A 14,972-nucleotide genomic window follows, 5' to 3' on the forward strand; every position below is an offset into this window, starting at 1 on the left:
ACTCCTTTAAAATAATTATATAGATAAAACAAAAAAGGCTTGCGCCTTTTCTTTCAAATTATGCTAAGACAGAACTTATGTTTTCGGAAACATAAACTCCGATACATAACATAGTCATAATAATTAATAACACTCCTACAAAGAATGGGAACATTTTTTTCAAGAAAGTTCCATAGTCAACTCTTGATAATGCTAAACCACCCATCAATGCTGCTGCCATTGGACTAAATAAATTAATAAATCCATTAGCATTAACAAAGGCAGCAATTGACCCTGAAGCTAACGCCGGATCTGCTACTCATGTTCCTGGTGTTTCACCTTCAATTGCAACAATTGGAGCAATCAATGGGAAAATTAGTGTTGAAAATCCTGATGTAGAAGGAATCAAAAATGAAATTGGAATAAAAATTAAGAACAATAAAATAATTTTTACATATGAACTTTGAATTCCTGATAAACCGTTTTTAACAACTTCAGTAATTAAATAACGTAAATTAGAGTTTTCAATTCCGATTGATACTCCAGCTGCAGTTGCCATAACAAAGATAACACCAATATAATCAGCTGCTCCTTCAGTAAATTGTCCTAAGAATTTTTCTTGACCAAGGCCATTTACTAATCCTAAAATAATTGTCGCGATTAAAAAGAAGGTTGCTACTTCTATTAAATAACCAACTCCAATTCCAGGAATTTGACTAGAGAAAAATCATACATGTTTATGGAATCATTCTGAAGCGGTTGCAAATCATGTAATTCCAAAAATGCTATCTCATTTAACAAGATATACCAGCATTAATAAAAATGTCAAACAAAAAACTCACACAGTAAACTTACGTTTTCAGTTCATCTCAATTTTTTCATAAGAGTTTGCTAAGAAGAACTTTTTATCACCTTCTAAAGTTGCAAACACAACAGACTTTTGCGGATTATTTTTAACTTTTTTAGCGTATCTAACTGTAAAGACAATCGCAAATATTGTTAGGATTGCTCAAGTGATAAATCTTCATACTAACCCATCTCCTGAAGAAATAAAGTTAGGATCTTTTGCTCACTCATTTAGTTCGTTAACCGCAACTGTTACAGCAAAAGGATTTAAAGTTGAACCTACAACTCCAATTCCTGCTCCCAAAAAGACGATTAAAAAAGCGGTAAAAGTATCAAAACCTGCCATCAACATTAATGGAATACAAATTGCATAAAATCCTAATGACTCTTCACACATTCCTTCAATTGATCCACAAATTGAGAAAAATAACATTAATGGAACAATTGCTCAAATTTCTTTACCTTTTAAAGCTAATGTAATGTTTTGCGCCATTCCTTCCAACGCTTTTGAACGAACAACAACATTAATAAAAGCTCCAATCATTAAAATGAAAATTACAATTTCAACTTGACGTTCAAATCCCTTTAATGGCAAGTAGAAAATATCGGCAATTCCTAAAGCCTTAATTGGTACTCAAATTTCATTACCGTTTTCGTCAACTCCGGAAACCACTTCTTTTCCAGTTAATTGTAAAATTCATGAAACAAACACCACTGCTGCAACAATTAATAATAAAATAACAACGGCGGCTCACATTTTACGAGCTTTTTTAACTTTTGGTTTTTTAACAACCCCATTAATTGATGATGAAGGATTAGTTTGGTAGTACTCATCAATACGCTTATTAATTTCTTGTAAAGAAATATTTAATAATTCCAATTTTTTAAGATGCTCATGATTATTAGTATTTGGTGAACTCGTCTCTTGCTGAATTTTGTGTTCAACATTTTTCTTAAGATCATTTAATCTTTCTAGTTGATTCTGATCCATATATTTTACCTTTCTAACGTATCGTATTTTATGACTTTTTATAAAATTATACTTTAATATTTATAATATTAAGAAAATAAATAAAAAAAATAACTTGGGAAAATCAGACTTTTATCTTGTTTAATTAACTTTTTACCATTATTATATAAGCAGCAAAAAAATTCAAGGAGAGTTAATTACATGGCAAAAATACTAGTATTATTAGAATCACCTTCTAAAGTTACCAAAATTCAGCATTTTTTAGAGGAGGCTTTTCCCGAAAATGAATATGAAGTATTAGCAAGTGGAGGTCACATTACCAAAATAGCTGATACTGGAACTTGAGGTTTGGGAATTGATTTAGACACAATGACTCCCAAATTTGTTAATGAGCGAACTAAAGCTAAAAATATTGCTGCAATTAAAAAAGCTGGTAAAAATGCCGACATGATTGTACTTGCTTCCGATCCTGACCGTGAAGGAGAAGCGATTGCTTGACACTTAGGAAATATTTTCGAAGGAACAGACAAAATTATTAAGCGAGCAACTTTCAACGAAATTACAAAAGATGCAGTTGTCGAAAGTTTTAACAACTTACGTGAAGTTGACTTAGATTTAGTTAAAGCTCAATTATCACGTCAAATGCTAGACAAAATTATTGGATACTTAGTTTCTAAATCATTACAAAAATCAACAGGTTTAATGAGTGCTGGTCGAGTTCAAACACCAGCTTTAAATATTCTAGTTACTCGTGATAAATTAATTAAGGCTTTTAAAGAAGTTATTTATCGTAAAATTTCTGTTGTTAATGAAGCCGAAAATATTTTTTTAACATTAAACAAAGGATTAGACAAAAAAGTTGTTAATACTGAAAAAACATCATTTATTTCTTCAGAACAAGCTGAAGAAATCATTAACAGTTTGTCAACTTCTTACCAATGTAGTGAATACGTAGCAAAAGAATTTGAAACTCGTAGCTTTAAACCTTATTCAACAGCTGGATTGCTTCAAGATGGATTTTCAAAATTACGTTTAAGTGCCGCTCAAATTACTGTTGCCGCTCAAAAACTTTATGAAGCAGGATTAATTACTTATATTCGTACAGATTCAACTAGATATAGTGCCCAATTCATTAAGGAAGCTAAAAATTACATTGATACTAATTTTGAAAATAATTTATACAAAGATCCAATTGTTATTAAAACTAAAAAAGATGATAAATCACAAGATGCCCATGAGTCAATTCGTCCCACAGATTTATTTATAACTCCTGAAAAAGTTAATATTGAAGATGAACTTCAAAAACGTATTTATAACTTAATTTGATGAAATACAGTTAAGTCTTTAATGCGTGGTCCTTCAGGATTAAATCACCGTTGAACATTTATGAACAATGGTTATGAATTTAAACAATCATGACAAGAAATTACAGACTTTGGATATCAAGCAATTAAACGTTCAAGTTCTGATGAAGGAATTGAGTTAAATGAAAATGACGAAGAAGTTGTACAAAACACTAAAAATCCTAAACCAGACTTGGAATTTAAAACAGGATTTGTAAAAGAAATTTCTAAGGACTTTATCCGTAATGATGAAGCAAAAACAATGCCACCTAATATGTTTAATCAAGCCAGTTTAATTAAGGAATTAAAAAATTTAGGAATTGGTCGCCCTTCAACATATAACCCAATTTTAGCTAAACTAAAAGAACGTGAATATGCAATTTACCATAAAGGGAAAGCAATTGAAATGACTGAAAAAGGTTATATTGCAAATGACTTCTTGTACGATAAATTTGAAGACTTCTTCAATTTAAACTACACTGCTAAAATGGAAGAAACTTTAGATGAAATTTCGGATGGAAACTACGATTATGTTAACTGATTAAAAGACATTTATACTAAACTAAATGACCGTGTCTTGTTAGAAACTGAAAATGCTAAAACAAGTGATATTCCTTGTCCAAAATGTGGTGAAGGAACTTTAGTATTTATTAAATCAAGATTCAACCGTGGTCGTGGATGTTCTAACTTTACCAAGACTAAATGTGGTTATCGTGAATACGAACAACCTGATGGTTCTTGAAAAGAATATATAGCTCCAGAAAAAACAGAAGAAACACCAAAAACAGCAAAACCAAAAAAAGCAATTAAGAAGTAAAAAAAACTAGAACAAAGTTCTAGTTTTTTTACTTTTGATAATTAATTGTTTTAACATTTGATACTGTCACAGATGTTGCTTTGCTAAAAGTAATTTCATCAAAATTTTCTACAAAGAATCTTGAAGTAAAGATTGTTTGATAATTATCAGCGAAAATTTCAATTGATGAAGCATCAAGATAAATTTCTACTGTTTGTTGGTGAAGTTTTCTTAAAGCTTTTCGCGGTCCTTCAAAGTCTCAAGTTGGATGTGCTGTTTCTTTTGAACGATCTAAAATAATTTCTGTCTTAGCAAATTCTATTTGTAGCTTTTCACCCTTGGCGTTAGCAACTTCAATTATTAACTCATCATTTAGGTCAAATTCTAAATGTAAAGCTTTATTAACTTTAAGAGTTTGAATTTCTGCAGTTTTAGAATTTTCTAAAATATTGTGTTTAAACTCACTAAAAGGTCTTTGTACAAGAATATTCTTATTTCATGAAAGTTCACGAGGAATTGTTAACATTGAATGTCATGAATATTTGTCAGTTGGATATTGTACATCAACTGCACCCAATCATCCAATCATTAACAATTTGTTATTACATCAATATGTTTGGGGAGCATAAAAGTCATGACCATAATCCATAGTTTTCATAATTGCACTTTCACCCAGCTGATTATGTTCTAAATCTAAGCTTTTGATGGCAGTATAAACAACATTACGAGAGTTATTTAATTCATACTCATCTTGAGGATTAAATCATCCCTCAGCAGAAATCATGAATAGTAACTGGTCTCCTAACAAATCTAAGTTTGGACATTCTCACATATAACCATAATCTTGATTTTCTAAAGTCGGTTTTAAAATGCGATCAAAAACAAATGTTTCATAGTCTTCGGTTTTGTAAAGTGCTAAGCCTCCTAATTTGTCTGCTTGGCATTGAACTCCGAATATCATATAAATTTGGTCTTGATATTTAAAGATCTTAGGATCGCGAGCATGGGGAGTAAATAACTCTGGGTCATGTTCAACTGCAATGCGCTTATTGACAATTTTATCATCAACTAAGTCTGCGCTAATTTGTACTTCACGAAGCATGTTTCCCATACCATCTTCAATGTTTCCAGTGTAGTAAATTTTAACTCCTTTTGGGGTTTCAAAAGCTGACCCTGAAAATGCTCCAGTAATTTCTCCCTCATGTTCAGGAATAATTGATACTCCTAAATCTAGATAGTTAACAAAATCTTTTGTTTTCAAATAATATCAGTGTTTCATTCCATGATATGGTTGAATTGGACTTCATTGATAATGTACATGGTGGTAACCATCTTTATAAATTAACCCATTAGGATCATTTAGCAACCCATGAGGTGGGGCAATATGATACAACGGACGATATGACTTATCTTGAGCTACTAGTTCTTCTGCAGCTTTTAAATCTTTTAAATCATGTTGATTAATTTTATTCATTAATATTTTTTTATTTACTTTCATTTTAATTTACCGAAAAATCTCTTTCTAAAACTTTATCATTCATTTGTTTGAATACTTTCAATTTTGATAATCCTATTGTACTTACGAATGTTACTACAAAGGTAACTCCTATAGCGACTGCCATTCATAAGTATGGACCACCAGAAATGGTTTGAACATTTAGGCGATCTAATGTTGCTGGATCTGATGTTACAGATAAGAAAACTAACAATGATGCATTTCCTAAAGTACAAACAACTCCAGAAAAAGTAGTAATTAAAATCCCGACTGTAGCTCCAATGCTTGCAGCAATAACTGGGAACATAAAGCGTAATGTTATTCCAAATAATGCAGGTTCTGTTGAACCACTAATATATGCTAACGCTGATGATGGAATTCCGGTTTTACGTAATTCTTTATTACTTCGGTTAATAAACATCAATGCCAATAAACTTGTGGCAACAGCAATGTTTAGTTGAGTAAACATTGGCATAATTGTTGTTCCTCCAAAGTTCGTAAATTGTTGCATGTTGATAACCACAAAGATTTGAATAAATCCTGTAACAACCATTCATGGTAACAATAATCCAAATGCGGGATTAAAGATATATTTTGCAACACTATTGGTTGTTGCTCAAACAATACCTAAATTCATTCCATATGTAAGCATTAATCCAATTGGACCTACAACTAACATCGCAATAAAGAATGTTAGAATTGTTATCATTGGAATTGCAATCATTTCTTTAACAACTGGATAGTTCATTTTTTTGTTGGCAAATCTTTCAATGTAAACGGCAACAAAACTCATTAGAACTATTGGTAAGATTTGACCTTCATATGAGATTTTTCATGGATATGCTCCGATAATGCTACCAAATGAAGCATCTCATTTAAAGATTGGATCTTCTAATCCCATAATTTGGTCAGTCAACATTAAGTCTTTACAACATAATACGACTCCAATGGTAATTCCAATTGCTTGACTACCCTTCATAACTTTGAAAATTGATCAAGGAATTAAAATTGTGAATGCTAAGTTAACCCCAGATTGCAAAACTTTTAGCATATTTCCAATTGTTTGAGCAACTTCACTAGTAGAAGCTAAAGTTCCCCCACCAAAGTCAATTCCATTAAAGACGTTGGCTAATGTCGAAACAATTGCTAACGTAATTAGCAGTGGAATAATTGGATTCATAATAATTGCAATTCCATCAGTTAATCATTTGAAAAAACTTTTTTTACCGCTGCCTAATAGGTTTACTTCAAAGGTATTTGGTAAACTACTATAAGAAATTCTTAGACTTTTAAGAAAGGCAATAAAGATATTTTCAACATCATGTTTAATGATTAATTGAACTGTATTTTCCTTAATTAAATAGTTTTGAAAGATAGTAGTTGTTTGTAGTGCTGTTTGATTGACTTTGCTAATATCTTTAAGTGTGATTCGAATTCTTGTTGAACATCGATTAATGGTTTCAATATTTTTAGAGCCCCCTATTGACTCTTTTAAAATTGAACAATCCTTTATATAAGGACCATCTTTTCTTATAAATTTCATACTCTCTCCTATTTAGAATTATTTCCGAAAATAAATAAACATTTTGGAAATAATATATTTTCATTATAAAAATATATTTTGCTCTTTTGTAAATTCGAGTAAAAAAATCTAGAAAAGTTATGATTATAAGTAATTTTATTTTTAACGAAGCAAAACAAAAAACGGACTATAATAAAAAGCCTTTATGTGTGTTCACATAAAGGCTTAGCTTATTAAGTTAATAATCTATTATCTAATAATTCTGCGACGGAATATTCAAAATCCTAAAGCTCCTAATAAGATATATACTATTAGCATTGCAAAATAACTTAAGGTTACATTAAAAGTTTTTCCGACTAATACAATTTCTTCATAATTGCGACCACCCGCAAACTTTCTAAAACCTTCAGAATAATCTTTTTCTTTGTATCCTTTAACATCATAAATATATAGTGGACTGCTTGAAGCAGCTGAACTAGATAAGGAGAATCGACTTCAAGCTAAATTGAAAGTTTGATTTGCTTGTACATTAAACATTTGTTTTCACATAATTTCAAATGGATTAATAGCATTCATAAACGCTAAGTTTTTTTGCACTTCTTTAGCTGTTAACTCTGCATCATTTCTAGTATCTGCTTGATATAGTGCTTCATCAACATCAACTGTCAGTTCTAACAATTTAAAAGCTATTTTCTGAATAGTTCTTTGTCCTAAAGATGTTCGCATTCCTTCAGCTCAACTAAAATCAGTTACTTTTTGTTGAATTCAAGTACCACCAATAGTACCATTAATGGATTGATCAACAATAAATGAAAAGTTCGGATCATCATATCAATTGTATCTACTAAAAGGATTATTTTCAGTTAAATATTTTGATTTTGCAAAGTCATCAAGAATTTTTAAAAAATCTCTAACTTCTGAACTAGATGCTTTTCAAGCTTTTTGATAATCCTTATTATAGTTAAACTGTCCTTTGAAAATGTTTTTGCGATTTAGATTGTATGCCTGACCATAAAAACTAGATGACCCTGAAAATACAAACATTGAATTATGAATTCCTTCAGCTCCAAAATCATTTTCTTCATTAAAATAAGTTTGGTCGAAATTAATAATTTTAGTTAATTCTTCCATTAATTTATAAGTTTTTAGTCCTTTAACTTCAGGTTTTAAAACCGGTTTAATTTCTATGTACTGATAGTTCATTGTGGCGTTTCCATCCTCAGTAATATACTTTAATGGCTTGTTTTCAATTTCAGTAAATAAACCTTCACTTAAAAGATCATAGATATACTTATTTTGAAGATCATTATACGAATATCTATCACCTTTTCCTATTTTTAGGTTTGCTTCAACTACGTCAAAACTATAAAAACTAGCTTTTTCAAGTTTTTCTTTAGAAACTTCATTATTTTCTTTATCTACAAATTTTTCAATACCATTTTCAAATTGTGGAATGTCTTTGATCATTTCTTCAATAACTGAATCTTCTCCATACTTTGCGGCAGTTTTATTAACTCGACTAGCTAAGTTATACTTCAAACTTCTGTCGGCCAAATTTGAAATATTTTTACCATTAATTAACGTCGCAACGCTTCCCATAATCGGACTAATAGCAACAAATGAAAAGAGAACAGTTCCAAATACACCCATCAAAACTGAACTTTTTAAAGTCACAATTAGCAATAAAACTGAAGTTAAAAACATATCGAACAATAGAACAAAAAATAAACCTGCTGTTGATTTTATGGCAATTAGTTTACTAGACTCATACGGTGAAATAATATGAATCAAAAAGAATAGTAGAATAAAAATTACGATTGCGATAAGTGAAAATGCCTTATTTGCTAAAAGACGTTCATAAAAAAGTCTTGATTTGGAAATTCCACTACGAATCTCTAAATTCATAACTCCGTTTCGCATTTCTTTGGCAAATGACGAAGAAATATAATGAATTTCAAAATATGCTAAATAGAAAACCATAATTGCGATTGGTAAGAATACGGCCGCTGTTTTGCTTGGATTTGCAGCCTTAACAAAAACAAATGCCGATCCAATATTGATCATTAATATTGCTACAAAACATAAAGTAGTCATTATAATTCAAGTTTTTGATGTTAAAAAACTTTTGACAATTCGTTTAAAAATGGGGAAATTTATTGTTGTTTCAAAATTATTCACTTGTTTTTGCATTTTTCTTAGTCTCGCTTTCTTCTTTAACTATCGATTTAATTTTTTCATAATTAATCGTTGTTTCTTTGTCACCAATTGCTTTCATGTAGACATCTCGTAAATTTTCTTTAGTTTTGTCAAAGTCATTTTCGTAAATGATCTCACCACGGTTTACTAAAACAACTTTATCAATTAATAAATTTAGTTCATCAATATTATGACTGGTAATCATAATTGTTTTGCCATACTCACGAGCTAAAAATCGTAAAACTTCCATAAACTCTAAACGTGACTTAACATCTAAATTAGCTGTTGGTTCATCAAGAATAATCATTTCCGGATCTGTCACTAATGTTGCAAGTAACAATGCTCGCTTTTGCATTCCAGCTGATAATTCATCAAAACGGCTTTTGCGAAATTTTTCTAAACTTAAGGCTTCTAAAAAACGGTCAAAATATTGATCAACATATTCTTTCGTAATACCTTTTAAACTAGCACAATAATAAGCATATTCCTTAATTTTATATTGATGTGGGTAATTATTTTGGTCTGGGAAAAAGGCAATCTTAATAAGCGCTTCACGTTGCTCAGTAGAGACTCCCTTTAAGAATACCTCTCCGGTATCTTTTTTATGTTCTCCAAAAATAAGCTTAATAGTTGTTGTCTTCCCAGCACCATTGTCTCCAATGAATCCAACAATTTGTCCTTTATTAATTGTAAAACTTTCGTTTTTTACTCCTGCTCCAGTTTTAAAGATTTTTGTTAAATTTTTGACTTCAAAATACGGAATTTGCTGATTTTTTACTTGTTTCATGAAGACTCCTTATTTGCGATATATGTCTCAATTGTATATAAAAAAAGAGAACCAAGTTCTCTTTTCCCAAACAATATTTATTTTTTATCATTTATAAAACAAATTTGGTTCCTGACTTACCATCTAAAACTGCTTCAACTTTTTCCAGTGACCCTACATAAGCTGGCTTACCATTTGTCATTTCGACAAATGATAGTGCTGCTTCAACTTTTGGTAACATTGAACCTGGAGCAAATTGTTTTTCACCAATATATTGCTGTGCCATGGCTTTAGTCATAACTTCTATTTCAGTTTGATCTGGTTTCAGATAATTGATAGCCACCCGGTCAATTGCCGTTAAAATTACTAATGCATCGGCATTTGTGATTTCTGCTACTTTAGCTGCCGCAAAATCTTTGTCAACAACAGCTGCAATTCCTTCATAAATTCCTTGTTTTTTAATAACTGGAATTCCACCTCCGCCAGTTGAAATTGTAATATATCCACTATTAACTAAAGTATTAATCATTTCCCTTTCAACAATATCAATTGGCTTTGGCGAAGCAACAACTCGTCTTCAACCTCTTCCGGCATCTTCTTTAACACTTCAATTATTATCGTTTGCCAATTGTTTTGCTTCTTGTTCTGTCATAAAATCCCCAATTGGCTTTGAAGGATTTTTAAACGCTTGGTCATTAATATCAACTACTGTTTGAGTGATTAGAGTTGCTACTGACTTATCAATATTACGACTTTGAAGTTCATTGGTTATTGCTTGTTGCAAATGATAACCAATATAACCTTGACTCATTGCTCCGCATTCAGGAAAATCAACAAGCGGTGATTTAGGATTATGTTTATGCGCAATATCAAATCCATTATTAATCATTCCAACTTGAGGTCCATTTCCATGAACAATGATCATTTCATTACCTTTAATAATAAAATCTACTAAATGCTTGGCAGTTTTTTTAACAATTTCTTTTTGTTCTTCAGGACTATTTCCCAAAGCATTTCCACCAACTGCCACAACAACTTTTGCCATATTGTGTCCTCTATTCTAAATAATTATTAAATTATTAATTAACTATTTGGTAATTAAGCAATTGACCCACCAATTGCTCCACCAATTGATAACATTACGATTGAAAGAACTACTGCTCCTAAAACTACTGGTCAAATTCCTTTTAAGAATCGGTCATAGCCAACTCTTGAAATGGCAACAGCTCCCATTACCACTCCTGATGTTGGAGTAAATAAGTTTAAGATTCCGTTTGCCAATGAGAATGCCATTACTGATCCAGACGCAGCTGCTCCTTGGAAGGCAAATTCTGGACTACCAATTGCCCCTGTTGATACTGTTGAAACTAACAGTGGGAAAATGGCTGCAGCGAATCCTGATGATGACGGAATTAAGAATGATAGTGGTAAAAATAGAATAAATAATACTAAAATTTTTCCAACTTCGCTTTGAATTCCTCCAACACTTTTTCCTAAAGCATTAACAAATAATTCTTGCATATGAGTGCTTTGCAAAATAACCCCAACTCCAGCTGCAGTTGCAATTACTAAACAAACGCTTAAAATGTCTGATGTTCCAGTCATAAATTCTTTTAAGAATCCTTGTTCTCCTAAATTTAAAACTAGCGCTAACGAAATTGATGAAATTAAGAAGAATGCTGCAATAACATCTAATCCTCCTTGACCTCAACCTGGAATTAATGATGTTAAGTATGGTAGATTTTGATTAACTCAATCACCAGTTCTCTCCATGAAGTTTGTTCCAGTAATTGAATCTCAATTTACCAAATACATAATCATCACTAAGAAAGTGATACCAAAAATTGCTAATGTAGTTTTACGTCTTCAATTCATGTCAATTTTTTCAGTAGTTTCTGACAAGAAAAACTCACGATCTCCTTGTGAAGTTGAAAATGTGACTGATTTTGATGGGTTCATTTTAACCTTACGTGCATAGTACATTACATAAGCAATTGCAGCAGTCGTAATTACAATTCATGTTACAAATCTTCATACTAGTCCATCTCCAGCACTCAATTGTTGCGCTGAATCAGTAATTCCACTATTTAGTCCATTTAAAGCTATGGTAATTACAAATGGGTTAACTGTTGAAGCCATAACTCCAGCTCCAGCTCCTACTAAGACAATCATTAGTCCTGTAAATGTATCAAATCCTGCTGCAATCATTAAGGGAATACAAATCATGTAAAATCCTAATGATTCTTCAGCCATTCCCTCAGCTGTTCCACAAATTGAAAAGAACAACATTAGAGGAATAATTGCAAAAATTTCACGACCTTTTAATTTAGCAATAATTCCTTGTGAAAATCCTTCTAATGATTTAGAAGCTACCACTATTTGGATGAACGCTCCTAAAATTAGGATAAAGACAATTACATCGCTTTTACCTAAAAATCCTTTAATTGGAGCATAAAAGATATCGATAATTCCCGCTGCTCCAATTCCAACAATTTCTTTTTCTGTTTTACCTGGAACTGGTTTCCCGGTTGTCGGATCTCATTCTACAATTTTGTCTATTTCAGTAGTTACTCCTGATCATTTTAAAATTCATGATAACAAGACTAAAACTGCAATAATTAATAGCAAAATGGTAAATGCTGAAAACATTTTGAAGTGACGCTTACGTTTAGGGTCTTTTGGTTTTAACTTTTCAAATTCAGCATTACTTAGTTCTTTATTCTCAACAACATTTTGAGATTCTTTTGTCGTATTTTTCTCAGTTGTCATAGTGCCTCCTTTTCTTTTTTAATATTGGCTACATAAAAATAATTATATATTTATTTACCAACTGTTGCCACCATGACTGCTTTAATAGTATGCAATCTATTTTCTGCTTCTTCAAAAACAACAGAATGTTTAGACTCGAAAATTTCATCAGTAACTTCCATTGCTGTTAGTCCAAATTTTTGATAAATATCTTGGGCAACTTCAGTATTTAAATCATGGAACGCTGGTAAACAGTGCATAAACAAAAAGTCAGGTTTAGCATTTTTTACATTCTCTGCATTAACTTGAAATGGTTTAAGTTGTTTAATACGTTGTTCTCATACTTCTGGTGCTTCTCCCATTGATACTCAAACATCAGTATAAATTACATCAGCATCAGTTGCAGCTTGTTGAAGATTTTCTGAAAGTTCAATTACAGCTCCTGTTTCTTTAGCAATTTCCTGACATTGACTAATTAAATCTTGGTCCGGTCACAATTCTTTAGGTGCCGCTGCTACAAAATGCATTCCCATTTTTGCTGCTCCAACCATTAACGAATTTCCCATGTTATTACGAGCATCACCAGCAAACACAAATTTTAATCCTTTTAGACTGCCTTTATATTCTTCAATTGTTAAGAAGTCAGCTAAAATTTGGGTTGGGTGTCATTGATCAGTTAGTCCATTAAATACGGGAACTCCTGAATGTTTAGCTAATTCTTCAACATCACTTTGTTTATATCCTCTAAACTGAATTCCATCATACATTCTTCCTAAAACTCTTGCTGAGTCAGCAACTGATTCTTTTTTACCAAATTGTGAACCTGATGGTCCCAAATAAGTAACATGAGCTCCTTGATCTAAAGCCCCAACTTCAAAGGCACAACGAGTTCTAGTTGAATCCTTTTGAAAAAGTAACACAATGTTTTTGCCTTCCATCATTTTCTGTTCAGTTCCAGCATATTTAGCACGTTTTAAATCACGTGATAAGTCTAATAAATATCTAATTTCTCTTGGTGTGAAGTCTAATAGTTTCAAAAAACTTCTACCTTTTAAATTTACTGCCATGTTTGGTTCTCCTTTTAATTTCAATATTTTTAAATGTCTTCTCTTCACAACGGCATTGTCATACATCTTGGACCACCGCGACCACGTGATAATTCTGAAGATGGAGTTGTGATAACTTCGACACCAGCTTTTCTTAATAAATCAATTGTTACTCAATTTCTTTCATACGCAATTACTTTTCCTGGTTCAATTGTAATAACATTAGTTCCGTCATTTCATTGCTCACGGCCCGCTGCAATTACGTCATCGCCTCCACAGCGAATAATTTTAACTTCACGACCTGTTAGTTCATTTAAGACTTCTACTAAAGGTTTGAATATTTCTTGTGTTCCTTTAGGAGTAATTTCAAAAATTTTGAATTCATTAACATTGTCAAAAATTAATGGGTGGGCAATAAACTTGTCATAGTCAACATTTGTAAAGACTGTGTCAAGATGCATAAAGGCACGAGATTTTGGTAAATCTAAGGCAATAATACGTTTATAGCTACCTTCTTCAAATAGTTTTTGAGCAACTTGTTCAATTGCTTTCATAGTAGTACGTTGAGAAACTCCAATAATTAAAGTTTCTTTATTCAATACTAAAATATCTCCCCCCTCAATTGGGTCGGGTAAATTACGTTCATAAAAGTATGGAACTTGTCCCGCAAATCTTTCATGATTTTTAAACATGAAATCAGGGAATAAAGTTTCACGATTTCTAGTAGTTGATCACATACGATGTAGGGTAATTCCATTTCCAACAGACGCAAATGGGTCTCTTTGAAATAAGACATTTGGTAATGGGTCAGCTATAAATGGGTAGTTATCTTCATCAACAATTCCCATTTCAAGTTTTTTAGTTCCCGCAATCATTTTTTTAACCATTTCTAAGTTACTCATATTTAATAAAAATTCTTTGAACTGCGCTTGGTATTTGGGGTCATTAAGTCCTTCTTCAATGAACTTATCAACAAATTGCTCACGAAGATCAGGGTTTTGATCTAATGCTTCAGCTGTAAGCTCTTCAATATATAGAACTTCAGTTCCATTTTGACGCATCAATTCCACGAATTTATCATGTTCTTCAACTGCTACTTTTTTAAAAGGAATGTCATCAAATAACAACCTTTCTAATAAATCAGGAACTAAGTTTTCAACTTCATCTCCTGGTCTATGTACTAATACAGATTTCAACTTTCCAATTTCTGAAAATACATTAATTTTTTTCATAAGTCACTAATCCTTTCATTAAATATTCAGTTA

10 protein-coding genes are annotated in these 14,972 nt (G+C 31.5%); 1 reads left to right on the plus strand and 9 read right to left on the minus strand.

What is annotated here, in order from left to right; genetic code table 4:
* Window positions 1–58 precede the first annotated feature (58 nt).
* Complete coding sequence (locus L872_RS0103325; protein WP_051418458.1) at window positions 59–1,816, minus strand: YfcC family protein; 1,758 nt, start codon at window positions 1,814–1,816, stop codon at window positions 59–61.
* A 180-nt stretch (window positions 1,817–1,996) separates the two neighbouring features.
* Between L872_RS0103325 and L872_RS04745 the strand changes: the two genes are divergently transcribed.
* Window positions 1,997–3,955 carry a type IA DNA topoisomerase gene (locus L872_RS04745; protein WP_036268982.1) on the plus strand — a complete coding sequence of 653 codons (1,959 nt, stop codon included), beginning with the start codon at window positions 1,997–1,999 and terminating at the stop codon, window positions 3,953–3,955.
* Between the two features lie 28 nt (window positions 3,956–3,983).
* Here L872_RS04745 and L872_RS0103335 read toward each other — a convergent pair whose 3' ends face one another.
* The 8 genes from L872_RS0103335 to L872_RS0103370 form a co-directional block, all read right to left on the minus strand.
* Complete coding sequence (locus tag L872_RS0103335; RefSeq protein ID WP_169729900.1) at window positions 3,984–5,408, minus strand: glycoside hydrolase family 32 protein; 1,425 nt, start codon at window positions 5,406–5,408, stop codon at window positions 3,984–3,986.
* A 25-nt stretch (window positions 5,409–5,433) separates the two neighbouring features.
* Window positions 5,434–6,972 (minus strand): PTS transporter subunit EIIB, encoded by a 1,539-nt coding sequence (locus L872_RS0103340; protein ID WP_027063427.1) that lies wholly within the window; start codon window positions 6,970–6,972, stop codon window positions 5,434–5,436.
* 228 nt (window positions 6,973–7,200) lie between these two features.
* On the minus strand, window positions 7,201–9,141 hold the full coding sequence (locus L872_RS0103345; RefSeq protein ID WP_027063428.1) for an ABC transporter permease: 1,941 nt from the start codon (window positions 9,139–9,141) through the stop codon (window positions 7,201–7,203).
* Complete coding sequence (locus L872_RS04750; RefSeq protein WP_051418459.1) at window positions 9,122–9,934, minus strand: ABC transporter ATP-binding protein; 813 nt, start codon at window positions 9,932–9,934, stop codon at window positions 9,122–9,124. The genes L872_RS0103345 and L872_RS04750 overlap by 20 nt, the downstream gene beginning before the upstream one ends.
* A gap of 91 nt (window positions 9,935–10,025) precedes the next feature.
* Window positions 10,026–10,958 (minus strand): carbamate kinase, encoded by a 933-nt coding sequence (gene arcC, locus L872_RS0103355; RefSeq protein ID WP_027063429.1) that lies wholly within the window; start codon window positions 10,956–10,958, stop codon window positions 10,026–10,028.
* Between the two features lie 53 nt (window positions 10,959–11,011).
* Entirely contained in the window at window positions 11,012–12,562 is a 1,551-nt protein-coding gene (locus L872_RS0103360; RefSeq protein WP_027063430.1) for a YfcC family protein, read from the minus strand.
* A 170-nt stretch (window positions 12,563–12,732) separates the two neighbouring features.
* Complete coding sequence (gene argF / locus L872_RS0103365; RefSeq protein WP_027063431.1) at window positions 12,733–13,728, minus strand: ornithine carbamoyltransferase; 996 nt, start codon at window positions 13,726–13,728, stop codon at window positions 12,733–12,735.
* Between the two features lie 29 nt (window positions 13,729–13,757).
* Entirely contained in the window at window positions 13,758–14,939 is a 1,182-nt protein-coding gene (locus tag L872_RS0103370) for an arginine deiminase (protein WP_027063432.1), read from the minus strand.
* Window positions 14,940–14,972 lie beyond the last annotated feature (33 nt).

The sequence above is a fragment of the Mesoplasma seiffertii ATCC 49495 genome (assembly GCF_000518725.1).
In the GTDB taxonomy this organism is placed as follows: Bacteria; Bacillota_I; Bacilli_A; order Mycoplasmatales; family Mycoplasmataceae; genus Tullyiplasma; species Tullyiplasma seiffertii.